The sequence below is a fragment of the Kordiimonas laminariae genome, assembly GCF_023008165.1.
Lineage (GTDB): Bacteria > Pseudomonadota > Alphaproteobacteria > Sphingomonadales > Kordiimonadaceae > Kordiimonas > Kordiimonas laminariae.
The window spans coordinates 34181-49645 of the sequence record NZ_JAKQZA010000001.1; the positions used below are offsets into that span (position 1 = coordinate 34181).

The window sequence follows — 15465 nt, forward strand, 5'->3', positions numbered from 1 at the left end:
ACTTAGTCTCCTTTCAAAAATTTAACTTGGATGAATGGCTGTAAGGCCCCCCCAGCAAGTTGGATGGTGGGAGCAATAGCGCGCACAAACTGGTTCCAGCCTTCAATCCAGTTATCAGGCACATAAACAATGTCATCAGGCATAAGCTCAAGATCAGGAACCTTGCCCTTCAGGATGTGATCCGCATTCACTAGAATAAGCTGCCCTTCAATGGCGGAGTGTGTGCGGATAATGCGAACCTGGCTCATTAGGGCTGCCGATTTAACTGGCCCACCCACTTGTGTAAGAGCCTTAAGAAGGGTCATTGGTTCATTGGAAAATGGAACAGCGCCAGCCCGTACAACAGCCCCCATTACGAAGGCTTTATTATCTCGGGCACTGGGTACAACGAGTGTATCACCCGCCCTTAGCGTAATATTGTGCTCTGCCTTACCCTCCATCAAAAGCGCCTTCAGGTCCACGGCTGCAATATCACCATCACGCCATAGCCTTGCGCCCCTAAGATATGCAGCTTCTGATAGTCCGCGCCCCAAGCTCACGGCCTGCATCAGGTTAGTCGGACCATCAAGATAAATCACCCCAGGGTTATTAAACTGCCCCAACAGATAAACTGGGCGGCTTTTGTGGGATGCCATGTTCACCACAACCCATGGATTGCGGAATTGTTTGGCAAAACCTGCCTTAAGAACGGTTTGAATTTCTTTAAGGCTCCGCCCTGCTACGTTCACATTCTCAAGGAAAGGAAGTTGAATAAAGCCATCACCATCTACCTGTACAAGCAGATCATCCAACCCCTCTTCACCAAAAACATTAATACTAAGGGCATCACCCGAACCAACACGGTAAACCTGATCTTCAAATTCTGAAGCTTCCACATCAATGGCTACAGGCTCTATTTCAACAAGCGCGGGATCTATACGGTCTCCGTAGGCACGGATATCTTTTTCGTATGCGGTGTCTGCTTCATTAAACGGGCGTGTAGCTAATCTCTCGCTGCAAGCTGCAAGAAAAACAAAAATAATACACAGCGCGAGAGGCTTTACATATTTTGGAACTTTCCGAGCTACTTTCTTAAAGATAAAGAGGCATGTCAGGCCAATAATTGCGATATCATAGCGCCATGAATGCTTGTGAAGATAATCCAGTTCCGCTTCAAACCGTGTGCTCCAATCATCTACAACATGCTCAGCACCAGCGTTATCAAAAATGCAAACCTGACCAAGGCTTGTAAGCCCCGGAAGCACATTCAACCGCCGTGTAAAACCTGGAATTTTACCTTCCAGTTCCTCCTGTAAACTCTTTGCAATGGGACGAGGCCCTACCAGAGCCATCTCACCTTTAAGAACGTTAAAGAGTTGGGGTAATTCATCAATCTTCAAGTCACGCAGAATTTTACCAATACCAGTGACCATTGGATCATCTTTACTAACCTGCCTTGCACGGGACAGATCTTTATCAGCCCCCACACTCATGGTTCTAATTTTATAGGCTGTGAATGTCTTACCCTTAAACCCAGGCCTACTCTGTTTATATATAAAGGGGCCGCGCGAATTGAGTTTCACGGCAACAAATAAAACCAAAAACAAAGGAGATAAGAGAAGCAACGACAGGCCAGCTATACACCGCTGAATAGCATACCAAACATTATATGGCTGAGAAGAACGCGCCCAATCGTGCTGCTTCCACTTCTGAATTACATCGGCTTTAAAAAATGGAGCTTGTTGTGTCATGTTTCAGCCTCTTATTAATTAAGATAGCCATAAACAGCGCAACCTTCGTGCCAACGGAGCTAAAACTCTAACTCCTTATAAATTCAACAATTTTCCAATATTGCAAAATAAACCTTCTTTGCATTTTGCGAATTGCAGCTAGCTTTTTGGCAAAATTGGAAATGCCAAATTGCAAATAACTCAATCGCCTTTTTAAAATATTCTTTAAAATCAAAGGTCTATCTTTTGAGCCATGTTGGCATAGCTGTTGCCATAGTTAAGGCATGAAAAAACAGCTTACAAATATCATCCTCGCCGGCGCGGCACCTGATACCGGAAACCACGGTGTTACAGCTTTAGCGCTTTCTCTTCTTTCAGCGCTGGACAAACGCGGTCTACAGCAAGCTACTGTGCTTGATAATGGTGGCAGTATGCGGCTTGGTGAATTGCTTTCTTTGCATTACCGCACTTTAGCATTGAAGCCAGGTAAACGCTTTTATCAGCCGAATAATATGCACCAAGTTCGCATACGTCAGATGTTCGGCCTGCCTTCGCCTATCCTATCCACCATAAAGAATGCTGATGCAGTTCTTGATGTAAGTGGCGGCGATAGCTTTACGGATATGTATGGCCCAGCCCGATTTGAACAAATCACCGTCCCAAAGTTGATGGCTATTGATGCAGGCGTTCCACTTATTTTGTTGCCGCAAACGTATGGCCCATACCAATTCACAAAAACGCGCCGCATTGCACGTAAGATTTTAAACGCTGCCCACCTGGCTTACGCTCGGGATGAAGATAGCTACAAGAACCTGCAAACTTTGTTAGGCGACGATTTCGATCCGCAGCAGCACCGTTTAGGCGTTGATCTTGCTTTTGGTCTTCCTTGCGTAGGCGGCGATAATACGCCAGATGATCTGCCAGTGGGCATTAATGTAAGCGGTCTGCTGTGGCATGATGCAGCAGCGGCAGCTGAACAATTCAGTTTGAAAGCAGACTATAAGCAAAGCCTTATTCAATTTGCCCTTAAAATTCTTGAAGACACCAACAAAGATATACTTCTGGTGCCACATGTACGTCCCTCCGGCGGCAGTGAATGTGATCTTGTGGCTTCCCGGGCATTCAAGCTTGCTATACCAAGCGAATATCGCAACCGCATTCAAATCGAAAAAAATGCCAACAGCCCAGAGCTGTTGAAAGGCACCATATCTAACACTTGTTGGTTCACAGGTGCTCGTATGCACGCCACCATCGCCGCGCTTTCAACAGGCGTTCCGGTTTGCAACATGGCTTACAGCATGAAAGCAAGAGGCGTATTCGCCAGCTGCGGCCAACAAGAGCAGGTATTTGATCTTCGTAAAAATTCAACAGATCAGATGGTTTCTGCGCTCTTCGCTTCTTTCAATCAGCGCCAGAAAACAAAAGCAGAATTGGCCTTCTCTCTTTCAAACGCCAAGCGCGTTTGGGTTCAGCAAATGAACGATATTTCCTACGCCCTTGACGAGCCGAAAGAGAAACTGGAGGTGGTTTATGCCTAAGCTTCCAATGGCAAAGAAACTCAGCACCGTTGCAGGTAACCACCTGTTGCTTGAAGGGTGTGTGTTCCTGAGGAACGTTATCATTGCCCGTTTGCTAGGTGCCGAAAGCCTTGGGGAATTTATCTTTCTTATTCTTGCTATCAGATTATTTGCCATGTCAACCGACCTGGCAACGGAGCGCTATATCCTGCAAGTAGACCAAAACAGGCTGAAGGCAGCGCTTGCAGGTTCACATGCCATTGCACAAATCAGAGGCTTGTTTTTAGCAGCAATGCTTCTTCTTATGGGGCTTCACAATGTACATAATATCAGCTTTGCCTGCTATGCATTCCTGGCTGGCAGTGCACTGATCAGAGGCTTCACCCACCAAGGTTACAGATTAAAGCAGCGCACCCTGAATTTCACACCAGCTTTGTATGTTGAAGGCAGCACCATGCTTTTGGGCACGTTTGCAATCTTCACATCCATTTCTGTTGTTCCAAGCTTGGAAATCGTTTGCGCCTGTATGCTTGCACAAGCGGGCATGCACACCGCTTTATCTCATATTTTTTCTGGTGAGAGCTATAAAGCAGCTGCACACAAAGAAACATTTGTTGACATGGTTAAATTTGGATTTCCGCTTCTTTTAACCAGCTTAACCATGTTTTGGAGCATGCAGGGCGAGCGGGTAATCCTGTCTTCAATTATGTCATCAAGCGAGTTCGCACACTTTTCCATGCTATTCCAACTAGCGTTGGTTCCCGCTCTTCTTATCGGCCGGATAGCACTTACACTTGGGTTACCAATTTTGGTGCTTGCCAAAGAAAACTGGAATAACTTCAGTTCACGCGTAACTGCCTTTCAAGTTGCAGCATATGGCATCATGTTCGTTTTCTTCATGTCCTTTGTAATTCTTGTGAACCCAACGCTTACGATGTTGTTTGGTGCAGATTTCAAAGCAGAAATGATGATCATTATTTTGGTCGGCCTTGCTCAGTCTATCAGGCTTTGCAGAACCCCTGTATCCATTGCGGCTCAAGCTCTTGGACAAACAGATATTCCACTGAAAGCTAACATCATCCGGGTAGTTGCCTCTGTATTAGGAGCCTTTTTTATCTACACAGGCGGGTCACTACAGATGTTACTGGCAACTGCCTGTGTTGGTGAAATCCTTGCCTGTGTGGTGCAATCCATTCTTTTCACTGCTCGCAACCGCGTACCAACTCAAAAATTTGCACGCCGTGCTTCGACCATAAAATCTAATCTTCGGGAGGCAAACTAATGTCTGAATTGGAAAAAATTCTTAGCTCCAGATTGTGCAACGGTTGCGGTGCTTGCGCCGCGATTGCACCCAAGCATATCCAGATGCATGAAACTGAAGATGAAGCCCGCCGCCCAAAGGTATGCAGCAAACTAAGTGAGCAGCTTGAAGCCCATATTATTGGCCACTGCCCAGGCGCGAATAATGAACAGGCAAATATAGAAACAGGTGATTTAACAGCAACGGCATGGGGCCCAATCCTTGAAGTATGGGAAGGCTATGCGGATGATGCGGAAATCCGTTTCAAAGGTTCCAGCGGCGGTGCGATAACGGCTCTTGCTCTATACTGCCTGGAGCAACGTAACTTCACCAACGCTCTTCATGTAAAAGCTAATCCTGACAAACCCAAATATAACATGGCGGCGTTCAGCACCAACAAAGGCGAACTCATGGAAGGTGCTGGTTCTCGTTATGCCCCAGCCAGTATTTGTGATGCATTGCCGGAACTGGAAAAAACAGAAGGGCAATCTGTTGTTATTGGCAAGCCTTGCGATATTGAAGGCGTTCAAAAAGTGAGCCGCCAAAATCAACTTATGAAGAATAAAATCGGCCTAACGCTTTCTATCTTCTGTGCGGGCACACCAAGCCACAAGGGCACAGATAACCTTCTGAACCACCTTGGTGCAACAGATGATCGCACACTGAAAAATCTTCAATATCGCGGTAATGGCTGGCCGGGCAATATGCAGGCAGAATGGGAAACCGCAAACGGAGAAACCCACACTTTCGAAACAACTTATGCGGATGGTTGGGGTAATATCCTACAAAAGCAACGTCAGTGGCGCTGCCATACATGCGCAGACCATACAGGTGAGCTTGCTGATATCTCTGTCGGTGATCCGTGGCAGAACCCACCAGAGGAAGAAGAACACGGTAAATCTCTTATCGTAGTTCGCACTGCGCGGGGCCAAAGAATTATTCGCGAAGCCATAAAAACTGGCTATTTGCGAGCTATCCCACAAAAACCAGAAATTCTGTTCGCTGCTCAGCCAAATCTGTTCGCCACAAAAGGTGCTGTATGGGGCCGTTCTCTTGCTCTTAAACTAGCGGGGCTGAAAGCGCCGAAACTTACCAAAGCAAGCCTCATCTGCTGGTGGAAACTACCTTTAAAAAGCAAGGTGCAATCCATCGCCGGTACTATGAAGCGTATCATCGTAAAGCAGCTGTTCCTCGCGAAGAAGATCACGTTCCAAAACCATGAAGGAACAGCGCAATGAAACAAGGGCAATTCACATTGCCAGCGCTTCCGATTGTGATTTTGCTTTTCACATTCACCCTTCCGCCTGAGACATCCATTTCTCTGGGCTCGCTGCGTTTGTCTCCTTACCGGATCACGCTTATCTTCATGTTGTTCCCTGCCATCAATGCGGTATTGAACAACACTAAAACACCTTTCTCTTTCTTCGATGGTTTGGTTATTTTCCACGGCATCTGGGCCACCATTGCGCTCTGTATTAACATGGGGGTTGCTTCAGGCATTGAAACAGGTGGTATTTATTTCATCGAAACATCTGGTGCTTATTTAGTAGCGCGGGCCTATATCAAAACAGCACAAGATTTTGCTAACGTTATCAAACTGGTTTTCACTGTAACGGCAACACTTCTTGGTTTTGCAATTCTTGAATCTTTCACAGGTTTTCATATCCTTCGTGAACCTTTCAAAGCAGTGCTTGGTGGTGCTGGCCCACACTATATCGAACCACGCCTTGGCCTGACCCGCGCCTTCACATCATTTGAACACCCAATTCTGTACGGTGTGTTTGCAGCAAGTTCATTTGCTGGAGCCTATTACCTTCTGATCAAGGAAAAAATTGATAAAACAGGCACAAAAACCCTCGGCACCATTGTTATGGCAACCTTCTTTTCCCTGTCTGGTGGCCCCTTCACAGCGCTTGCTTTCCAAGGTGGCTTAATCGCCTGGGACAGGTTTACAAAAGGTGTTGCGAACCGCTGGTCTATCCTTCTGGGTTTGTTTGGCTTCAGCTGGGTTATCCTTTCACTGATGTCAAACCGCTCTCCGGTTCTGATCTTCATCAGCTACCTGACCTTCAGTGCCAACAGTGCCTATAACCGGGTTCATATCTGGAATTACGGCACAGCGGAAGTTACACGCCACCCTCTTTTCGGCATCGGTTTGAATGATTGGATCCGCGCACCTTGGATGAGCTCATCCATGGATAACTATTGGCTGCTTACAACAGTAAGATACGGGCTGCCTGCTCTTCTTTGTCTTGTTATTGCAATTATTCTTATCGCGCGCAGAACCACAAGCCGCCGCAATAAAAGCATGCTTACAACAAACGCTAGAAAAGCATGGATCATTACAATTCTTGGCTTCACGCTGGCTGGCTTAACCGTTCATTTCTGGAATGCCCTAATGGTGCAGTTTTTCTTCCTGCTTGGCTGTGGTGCAGCGGTTTCGGTTCCTGCACTTGTCCAGCGCCGTAAACCTCAAATCAGATATCCTTCTCTTCCGCTCAAGGAGAAACTCGCATGAAACTTTCAATCATCATCATCAACTGGAACACGGAAGATTTGCTGAAAGATTGTCTTACATCAGTTTATGAAAATGCGCCCCTTTACCCGTTTGAAGTAATCGTGGTTGATAACGCATCAGAAGACGACAGCACCAAAATGGTAAAGCGTGATTTCCCTTCAGTTTTTTTGATCGAAAACAAAAAGAATCTGGGCTTTGCCGCTGCAAACAATGTTGGGATCGGCGCTTCTTCAGGCGATTATATATTACTGTTAAATTCAGATACTATCGTTCACGGCGCTGTTCTTACGGCCAGTCTGAACTATATGGATAACACTTCCTCTGCGGGCGCATTAGGCTGTAAAGTTCTTAATGAAGATGGCAGTTTGCAGCACAGTACCAGCCAGTTCCCGAGCTTCTTGAACCTGTCAATTCAAACACTTGGTCTAGACCGCATCAACGGTGTGAAGTTTTTCCAGCGTTACAGAATGCAATATTCCGAACGCAAAACTGCACAGGCGGTTGAAACAATATCCGGCTGCTACCTACTTGCCCGCAGAGAGAGCTTTGAAACTATCGGCCTTCTAGATGAGGATTTCTTCTTCTTTGGCGAGGAAACGGATTGGTGCAAACGCCTACGCAGTAGCGATCAGGAAGTTCATTTCGCGCCTATCGGGACCATCACACATCTGGGTGGAGGCAGTTCAAAAAGCCTGAACCACCGACGCGACCTAATGCTTACACAGGCAACTGTTAGGCTGCATCTGAAACACAGTGGATGGTTTACTGCCCTGTTTGTGTTTCTGCTTCTTTGGGGTTTCAACCTGAGCAGAGCAGTTTACTGGGCATTTTCAAACAGCATCAAGCCGCGCAACAGAACCAACAAGCGCATGCGTCATTTCATTGGAGTTTGCCGCAATTTCGTAAAAGCCTGGCCTAAAGAAAAAGGAGTTTCGCTATGAATTGGAAACCAAACATAATCGCTATTGCTCCTTATTGTGACGGTACAGATGTTGGCGAAGCATGGTGTGCATACATGTGGGTTTTGGAACTTTCAAAAGCTGCAAATGTAACACTCATTGCTCAAGAACGGCCTGGTAGAAAACCGCTTACCGAGCAACTGCCGGATGTGACAGTAATTTCCCATTTCGAACCAAGTTGGGCACGCAAATTTGAACGCCTTAATGCAATGGCGAAACTTTCGTACCCAAGTTTTTATTTTTGGGCCAAAAAGCAAATTAAAGAACTGCTTAATGACGAGAAAACATACGATATAGGGCACCAGTTCTCACCTATCGCACTGCGGTTCCCATCGCCTTTCAAAACCTTCAACCTACCATATGTACTCGGCCCATTGGGTGGCAGCCTATCAACACCTGATGCATTTAAAGAAGAATGCCAATCGGCAGCATGGTACACGAAGTTTCGTTTTATCGATCAGGTTAGGCTGGCTTTTGATCCTCTTCTTAAAAGTAGTTACCAAAACGCCAGCGCGATCTTAGGTGTTGCACCATATGTTCAGGACCTGATTGGTCAAAGCCAAGTCCAGCGTTTTGAAGTGATGAGTGAGCTGGGCATTCAACAGATTAACCGCCGAGCATCGAGCACACGCGGTACTGGTCTTCGCCTTTTACATGTTGGACGCGGTGTAAGAACAAAAGGTCTTCGTGACTGCATCAGAGCACTGGCGCTTGTACAAGATATCCCAAACGTTCACCTGGATGTTGCAGGCCGCGGTGAAGAAATTGAAATCTGTAAAGAACTAGCATCTGAATTGAACATAGAACATCTTGTGACTTTCCACGGGCAAATCCCGAGAAGTGCCGTAGATGAACTCTACAAAAAAGCAGATATATTCTGTTTCCCGAGCTTCCGTGAACCAAGCGGCAGCGTAATCTATGAAGCGTTAAGTTTTGGGCTACCCGCCATTGTAGCTGATAGAGGCGGACCAGGTTTCGTTATCGACGATACGTGTGGCTTTAAAATTGACGTATCAAACCCTGAGCAATTTTCACAGCATATTGCCGGTGCCATTCGCACTCTTGCAACCATGCCTTCCCTGCGAAGGCAGCTTTCCCGAGGTGCTTATGAAAAAATCACCAACATCGGGTTATGGCCGCAGAAGATTTCCAAATTGCTCGATCTTTATAAATCCATCCTATCCCCAGTAACACCTACAAGGAGCTAAGCTAATGATGAATATAGACAAAAAAACCAAAGTACTTGCAGTTGCTTCCGGTGGTGGTCACTGGGTTCAAATGCTAAGGCTACGGCCTGCTTTCAGGGATTGTGATGTTACATATGTAACGGTTAATCCTGGGTCAAAATCAGATGTGAATGGCTGCAAATTTTATTCCGTAACAGACGGAAACAGAGACACCAAGTTCACTTTGATCATGATGGCACTGAAGCTTCTTTATATCACGCTTATAACCCGCCCAAATGTGGTTATCTCCACTGGTGCAGCGCACGGATACTTTGCTTGCCGCTTCGGTAAACTAATCGGCGCTAAAACACTGTTTATTGATAGTGTTGCGAATGCAGAAGAAATGTCGCTGTCTGCCAAACTGGTATCTTCTCACGCGAACAAAGTTTTTTCGCAGTGGCCCAAAGTAGCAAGAAAGGCGGGCGTGGAATTCCACGGTAGCGTCCTCTGACCGCCCTATCAACACTGGCACAAGCATTGCTCCTTCCAAGATAGAACAACCTAACTTGGAAGGAGTTTTTTTATGATTTTCGCCACCGTAGGAACCCAGCTCCCATTCGACAGGCTCGTGGAAACGTTGGATAAACTCCATAAAAATCAATCTATTAACAAATGCTTTGCTCAAATAGGACCTCAAGGAAAAAGGCCGGAAAGCATTGATTTTTCAGCTACTCTTACCCCTTTGCAATTTGCAAAGCATATCGCAGACTGCAAAGTTATCGTTTCGCATGCTGGTATGGGTACGATCCTTACAGCGATGCGTTACGGCAAACCAATTATCATCATGCCTCGCCTCGCTAAATATGGTGAACACCGTAATGATCACCAATTGGCCACTGTCGCTAATCTACGCGACCGTGCCGGCATCCATGTCGCTCAGGATGAAACCAGCCTCATGGAAAAGCTCCTCCATATCAGCTCTCTCAAAGCCAGTAGATGTGCTTCTTCTTGTGCGGAGCCAAAGTTAATCAGCGCAATTTCGAACTTCATCAACAAAGACGAGCAGGAGCTGGAATATGTTTAACTCAGTCTCAACGCCTGTGTGCAGCATCATTACGCCAGCCTACAATGAAGCCAATGTTATCGGAAAAACGCTTCAGTCGCTTCTGAAAGATGCTCGCCCAAATGAATTTGAAATCATCATCATATGTAACGGCTGCACCGATAACACCGCAAATATTGCAAATGAGTATGCACCAGATGCTCAGATCATCACCACTGATATTGCTTCAAAATCAAAAGCTTTGAATTTGGGTATTGAGGCAGCTTCAACCTATCCACTTGTTTTTCTGGATGCAGACATCAAAACAACCGCGCCCGCTGTGCGCGCTATGGTGCACAGATTAAATTGGTCTGACGCGTTTTTAGCCTACGGCACAGCAAAGTTCCGCACCGAAAATGCAAGCTGGGCTGTAAGGGCATTCTATAAAGCCTGGTATCTGAACCCCTATTTTGACAAACAAAAAATGGGCGGCTTTTTTGCAGTAAGTAAATCAGGTTTAGAACGACTTCAAGAAATCCCAGAGACACTGAATGACGATGAGTTTGTACGTAGGCGCCTGATCATCAATTCTACTTGGGTGGAAAACGCTCCATACCACGTTGAGCCTCCAAGGGATCTAACCAACCTAATCAAGGTTCGGAGCCGCGTTTACCGAGGCAATAAACTGCTTGAAGCTGATATGGAGCCGCTCGGCGGACAGAAACGTAAATCGAACGCCTACCTGTTCGCAAAACGCCTTTTCCTTAAACCCGGAAACTGGGTAGGCGCTGCTGTTTTTGCTTTCACAGCGCTCGCTGCACATGCCCGCAATTATATTGCTTCTCCTGATAGCAACTCCTGGGAAAGCGATGTAAGCGCCCGTCAGCTATTGAATAAATAGGCCAATGCCATGACCGATACGATAGACCATAACCAAACAGCAATAGGGAACGAAGACCTTTGGCAGGTTCGCGACTTTGTCGAGGAAGCCGAAGAAAAACCCGTAAACCCTATTGCAACACTTGCTCGGCTCTATCGTGGTCAGTGGCTGAAAGCGATCGTGACATCTCTCGTACTAGGTATTCTTCTTGGTGTGGCGGCTATATTTTCTACGAAACCAACTTTCGAAAGTGAAGGTTTGGTTAGAGTGGCCGCGAAATCTCCAAAGATTTTATATGCCGATAAAGATGATAGTCGCCTTCGTCTCTACGATGCGTTCGTTTCCGCTGAAGCAACTTACCTGCAAAGCCAACAGGTTCTTGAAAGAGCCCATGAAATCTTTGTGGACAAACTTGAAGAACGAGGTGAAACAGCACCTTTCCCTACGCTAAAAGATTTTGCAGACTCCATTGCAATTAAGAAGCTTAAAGGCTTGATTTCAATCACGTCAAAAAATCCATCAGCCGTACACGCTCAGCAGTCTGTAAATGCGCTACTGGAAAGCTATAGCAAGCTCCATATGGAACAATCGGGCTCACGTACAACCCTAAGAGCCAGAGAGCTTGAGGTACGAGTAAGTGAACTTAGTTCCAAACAGAAATTTCTCGGTGAAAAGCTGCTTGCAGTTGGTGAAGAGTATGATTCCTCATCTCTTGCTAAAGCGCACCTTACCAAGGTTACCCAGCTTGAAGAACTGGATATCAGAATAGACGAGCTTTCAAATACACTCCTTGAAATGGAAGCATCAAACGGCGCACTGGATGCTGATACTGGTGACATGGAAATTAAACGTGCCACATTGCTCGACCGGGCTATGGCAGATATGGTTTTTGAGCGCGCTAAACGTGCTGCCGAGCTTCAAAAGCTACTACTCAGATACCAGCCATCACACCCAAAAGTTCAAACACTTTCAGCCTCGCTAGATGTGATTGACACCGCGATTGAAAGCCGCCGTAGGCTGATTGCCACCCTCGGCAAAACGGGCGCTATTACTGGTGCCGACGGCGCTGAAAAATCACAGTCCTTAGCCGAACTTCACGCCCTTAAACGAAAACTGTCAACACGCCGCAAGGAATTATCAGACGCTGCCAAAGATCTGAACGGCAAGCTAATTGAACTGAAGCGTCTTAATGAAGAAAAATCACAGATCGCGGGTATGCTGGCTGAAACCCGACGTATCCTTGATCAGGTACGCCTGGAAAGCCGCAACAGCTTACCGGGTACTATCGAGATTTTATCCCGCGCCAGCATGCCAAACATGCCTGCGTCTGACAAACGCAAACAGTTCGCAGCTCTCGGCTTTATCGCGGGTGCAGGATTAGGTGCCTTAAGCATATTAATACTCCGCCAACTATCTGGCCGTATCCTTTACAGCGATGATCTGGCAGTGTTATTGCCGCCCTCTGTGGATAATCATGTTTTTCCTAAGTCGCCCGCTAAAACGGATTATATCAACTTCCTTGGTGAACTGCAGCTTATGAAGCAGTGGCGTTCAGGAAGCGCCACCATTGTCAGCATCACACGATTTGAAGAAGATACTAAAATCCCACTGTCCTCGCTTGCCGAAGTATCAAGTAATTTGGGTCTAAGAACATTGTTGGTTTGTGCTTCAGAAGAAGACAGCAGCAGTGCCACTGGTTTTTCTGACCAGATACGGGGTAAAGCTCCGCTGAAAAAGCACGAAATTAACGGCTTCCACTATGTGCCTTATGGCAAATCAAGTGATGCGGCTGGCTATACGCTTGAACAAGCTCAGGATTGGCTAAAATCCGCGAGCACTGGGTATGATCTCGTTCTTCTTTATACAGGCATTTCCGAGAGACATATCTCTAGCCGCCTGTTGCCAAGCCTTGCTGATATTCAATCAATCTACGTTGCGCCAGGTGTGAAGATAAGACCTGCACGCCGCCTGATCGCACGAGCTAAAAACCTGCTGCCAGTGTTCGTAAACCCGAAAAAGGGTGACCCGGGCTGCAAGGAACATGAAACCACTTCCCTTATGATCGAAGGAGTACAAGATGAAAAAGTCGCATAAACTGCTAATCCTTGATGATGATCTCCACTACACGGGGATGCTGGCTTTAAAGCTAAAAGCACGTTTCCCGGAACTAAAGGTAAGTTCATCAACTCAAAAAACGCTCATCCACGGATATGATATCTATATCCTGGACAATGATTTTAATGGCCAAAAATGCGGTGCTAGACTGGCTGAACAAGTAAGAGAGCAAGCGCCAGATAGCCTGGTTATCATTCTATCTGGCACGTTGGAGCTTGAGCTTCTGAAACGTCTGGTTAACTGCCATACGGCCGGAGTGTTCGATAAAGGTAACATTGATGAGCTTCAAGCCATGAATGAGCTGATTGAAGCTTATATTCAATCCGAAAACCTTAAACCAACTGAAAACAAGATTTCCTTCGCTGAAACCTTCTCAGGCATCAGCGACATGATTTCAGAATGGAACAAAAAACTCACGTATGAAGAGAAGCGGTAACATGAGCATCACAGGCAAACGCATTTTAATTGTGGAAGATACGCCAAGTATCTCATTATTTCTTGCAGCAAACCTAAAATCAGAAGGTGCAAACGTTACCATTGCTGAAACCACAGAACAGGCACTCGTGCTTTATGAAGACTCGCTCAGTTCGCGGTTTCCATTTGAACTGCTTCTTGTTGATCTCAATTTACCTGACAGTGACGGAACCTCTGTTCTTAAAAAGGTAAAAACAGCTAAACATCAGGCGACGTGCATCGCGATGAGCGCGGACTCCAGCGAAACCGCAAAGAAAAAAGCACTTAAAGCCGGTGCCGTTCAGTTTATTGAAAAGCCTTTCGATATCAGTGCCCTTATATCAACCTTAAAGGAACGCCTTCATGAACGTGACATTGTAAATGTCCATTCATCCAAACATGATATTCAGGCAGAAACCTGGGAATTACAACAATCATACACAGCGCATTTACGCGAGCTATCGAATAAACTGAACCATACAATTCCATACAACAGGCTATGTTCGCTATTGCACCAGTTAAGAGGAAGTGCGGCTCTGTATGGTTATAGCAAGTTATCAGGCTTTGCTTCTCGTTGCAGTGAACAACTGAGAGAAATTGGCCCAACAGCCACACAAAACACACGGAAACTTCTGAAGGAGAAAATAGATGCTGTAATGGCATCAGCCGTAAAATAATAGAGGTATGCACAGGGACTAGAACATCAAAAGTGAGGTTTTTAACACCTCACTTTCTTTTCTTTCTGCATAGTAGAATATCTGATTTTTTGATGTTACTCTGCAACTCATGGAAGAGCCTGTAGAGATATTGTTCGTAGACGACGAACCCTTTGTACTTCATGCTCTTGAGCGTGCAATGTCCAAACTCTTGGATGGTTATAAGCTAACCTTCATCAGTGATCCTACAACTGCGTTAGAGGCCGCCCAAAAGAACCCGCCTGCTGTTATTGTAAGCGATCAACGCATGCCAGAACTTGAAGGACTATCCCTCGTCTCTAAACTACGGGAAACAGTAACAAGCACCAAAGCAATAATGCTAACCGGCACAACAGATCTTGATCTAACCCTTACCGCTATCAATACGGCAAATGTATTTCGGTTTTATACCAAGCCGTGTGAGCCCAACTTATTAGCTGAAGGTATTGAAGATGCAGTTGAGGCATGGCGCAGATCAACCGGCCGCGCAAAAGCAAAGATCAGCCTTTCTGAACGTATTGGTGCAGCAGCACTAAACCACCTGCGGCTCGCGATTATTGTGCTAGATGCAAATGCCAGAGTTCAATACGTAAACAGTGCAGGCGCTGAACTCTTCGCGAAAGAAGATGGCCTCCATTGGGGGCATGAAGAAATATGCCGCGCCTCTACGCCAGAACAAACCAAACGCCTACATGAACTCATCGCCGCTGCTGCAAACAATGATCTGGAAGAGCTAAATGAAGGTATCATGGCGGTAACACGCTCTGATATGCGGCGGGCATTATGCCTCGCTATCTCACCACTTGAAGATGGTAGCGGGAATATGGGCGGCTATGCTGTAATGTTTGTTTCAGACCCTGACAGACCTATCATTCCCGATCCTGAAGCCATTGCAAACCTGTTTGGTTTAACCCCCTCAGAAGCGAACCTTACCCATGCTCTTGTGATTGGTGAACGCATTGAAAAAGCCGCTGAAGCAAATGATATTACTGTTTCCACCGCGCGTACTTACCTGAAGCAAATATTCCAAAAAACCCAGACAAACCGCCAGGCTGACCTTATCCGGCTTGTGCTCACTGCTGGCTCCAACATCTAAAAATTTAAATTAATT

Annotated in this window: 14 protein-coding genes; 13 read left to right on the forward strand and 1 reads right to left on the reverse strand. The window is 46.2% G+C overall.

The features are described 5' to 3' along the window. Positions 1-2 precede the first annotated feature (2 nt). The gene (locus MF542_RS00155) at positions 3-1730 is read right to left on the reverse strand and encodes a sugar transferase (RefSeq protein WP_247014673.1); all 1728 of its coding nucleotides are present in this window, start codon (positions 1728-1730) and stop codon (positions 3-5) included. A gap of 263 nt (positions 1731-1993) precedes the next feature. Here MF542_RS00155 and MF542_RS00160 point away from each other — a divergent pair, with 263 nt between their 5' ends. The 13 genes from MF542_RS00160 (at position 1994) to MF542_RS00220 (ending at position 15450) form a co-directional block, all read left to right on the forward strand. Further along, on the forward strand, positions 1994-3247 hold the full coding sequence (locus MF542_RS00160) for a polysaccharide pyruvyl transferase family protein (protein WP_247014675.1): 1254 nt from the start codon (positions 1994-1996) through the stop codon (positions 3245-3247). After that, positions 3240-4508 carry an oligosaccharide flippase family protein gene (locus MF542_RS00165; RefSeq protein WP_247014677.1) on the forward strand — a complete coding sequence of 423 codons (1269 nt, stop codon included), beginning with the start codon at positions 3240-3242 and terminating at the stop codon, positions 4506-4508. The genes MF542_RS00160 and MF542_RS00165 overlap by 8 nt, the downstream gene beginning before the upstream one ends. Then, positions 4508-5764 (forward strand): Coenzyme F420 hydrogenase/dehydrogenase, beta subunit C-terminal domain, encoded by a 1257-nt coding sequence (locus tag MF542_RS00170; protein ID WP_247014679.1) that lies wholly within the window; start codon positions 4508-4510, stop codon positions 5762-5764. Before MF542_RS00165 ends, MF542_RS00170 begins: the two co-directional genes overlap by 1 nt. Beyond that, positions 5761-7044, forward strand: a complete 1284-nt coding sequence (locus MF542_RS00175) for an O-antigen ligase family protein (RefSeq protein ID WP_247014681.1) — start codon at positions 5761-5763, stop codon at positions 7042-7044. The genes MF542_RS00170 and MF542_RS00175 overlap by 4 nt, the downstream gene beginning before the upstream one ends. Beyond that, complete coding sequence (locus tag MF542_RS00180; RefSeq protein WP_247014682.1) at positions 7041-7985, forward strand: glycosyltransferase family 2 protein; 945 nt, start codon at positions 7041-7043, stop codon at positions 7983-7985. The genes MF542_RS00175 and MF542_RS00180 overlap by 4 nt, the downstream gene beginning before the upstream one ends. Continuing rightward, the gene (locus tag MF542_RS00185; RefSeq protein ID WP_247014684.1) at positions 7982-9211 is read left to right on the forward strand and encodes a glycosyltransferase; all 1230 of its coding nucleotides are present in this window, start codon (positions 7982-7984) and stop codon (positions 9209-9211) included. The genes MF542_RS00180 and MF542_RS00185 overlap by 4 nt, the downstream gene beginning before the upstream one ends. Before the next feature lie 4 nt (positions 9212-9215). Further along, positions 9216-9680: a glycosyltransferase family 28 protein gene (locus tag MF542_RS00190; protein WP_247014686.1), complete on the forward strand. Its 465-nt coding sequence runs from the start codon at positions 9216-9218 to the stop codon at positions 9678-9680. Positions 9681-9752: 72 nt separating this feature from the next. Next, the gene (locus MF542_RS00195; protein WP_247014688.1) at positions 9753-10253 is read left to right on the forward strand and encodes a glycosyltransferase; all 501 of its coding nucleotides are present in this window, start codon (positions 9753-9755) and stop codon (positions 10251-10253) included. Further along, the gene (locus tag MF542_RS00200; protein ID WP_247014689.1) at positions 10246-11112 is read left to right on the forward strand and encodes a glycosyltransferase family 2 protein; all 867 of its coding nucleotides are present in this window, start codon (positions 10246-10248) and stop codon (positions 11110-11112) included. Before MF542_RS00195 ends, MF542_RS00200 begins: the two co-directional genes overlap by 8 nt. Positions 11113-11121: 9 nt before the next feature. After that, complete coding sequence (locus tag MF542_RS00205) at positions 11122-13185, forward strand: GumC family protein (RefSeq protein WP_247014691.1); 2064 nt, start codon at positions 11122-11124, stop codon at positions 13183-13185. Beyond that, entirely contained in the window at positions 13169-13642 is a 474-nt protein-coding gene (locus tag MF542_RS00210; RefSeq protein WP_247014692.1) for a DNA-binding transcriptional response regulator, read from the forward strand. The genes MF542_RS00205 and MF542_RS00210 overlap by 17 nt, the downstream gene beginning before the upstream one ends. A 1-nt stretch (position 13643) precedes the next feature. Then, positions 13644-14336, forward strand: a complete 693-nt coding sequence (locus tag MF542_RS00215; protein ID WP_247014694.1) for a response regulator — start codon at positions 13644-13646, stop codon at positions 14334-14336. A gap of 109 nt (positions 14337-14445) precedes the next feature. Continuing rightward, positions 14446-15450: a DNA-binding response regulator gene (locus tag MF542_RS00220; RefSeq protein WP_247014696.1), complete on the forward strand. Its 1005-nt coding sequence runs from the start codon at positions 14446-14448 to the stop codon at positions 15448-15450. Positions 15451-15465 lie beyond the last annotated feature (15 nt).

Coding starts and splice junctions, on each gene's coding strand:
- MF542_RS00155 (WP_247014673.1), bottom strand. CDS start 1,730: ATGACACAACAAGCTCCATTTTTTAAAGCCGATGTAATTCAGAAGTGG.
- MF542_RS00180 (WP_247014682.1), top strand. CDS start 7,041: ATGAAACTTTCAATCATCATCATCAACTGGAACACGGAAGATTTGCTG.
- MF542_RS00195 (WP_247014688.1), top strand. CDS start 9,753: ATGATTTTCGCCACCGTAGGAACCCAGCTCCCATTCGACAGGCTCGTG.
- MF542_RS00175 (WP_247014681.1), top strand. CDS start 5,761: ATGAAACAAGGGCAATTCACATTGCCAGCGCTTCCGATTGTGATTTTG.
- MF542_RS00210 (WP_247014692.1), top strand. CDS start 13,169: ATGAAAAAGTCGCATAAACTGCTAATCCTTGATGATGATCTCCACTAC.
- MF542_RS00200 (WP_247014689.1), top strand. CDS start 10,246: ATGTTTAACTCAGTCTCAACGCCTGTGTGCAGCATCATTACGCCAGCC.
- MF542_RS00185 (WP_247014684.1), top strand. CDS start 7,982: ATGAATTGGAAACCAAACATAATCGCTATTGCTCCTTATTGTGACGGT.
- MF542_RS00190 (WP_247014686.1), top strand. CDS start 9,216: ATGATGAATATAGACAAAAAAACCAAAGTACTTGCAGTTGCTTCCGGT.
- MF542_RS00160 (WP_247014675.1), top strand. CDS start 1,994: ATGAAAAAACAGCTTACAAATATCATCCTCGCCGGCGCGGCACCTGAT.
- MF542_RS00215 (WP_247014694.1), top strand. CDS start 13,644: ATGAGCATCACAGGCAAACGCATTTTAATTGTGGAAGATACGCCAAGT.
- MF542_RS00165 (WP_247014677.1), top strand. CDS start 3,240: ATGCCTAAGCTTCCAATGGCAAAGAAACTCAGCACCGTTGCAGGTAAC.
- MF542_RS00220 (WP_247014696.1), top strand. CDS start 14,446: ATGGAAGAGCCTGTAGAGATATTGTTCGTAGACGACGAACCCTTTGTA.
- MF542_RS00170 (WP_247014679.1), top strand. CDS start 4,508: ATGTCTGAATTGGAAAAAATTCTTAGCTCCAGATTGTGCAACGGTTGC.
- MF542_RS00205 (WP_247014691.1), top strand. CDS start 11,122: ATGACCGATACGATAGACCATAACCAAACAGCAATAGGGAACGAAGAC.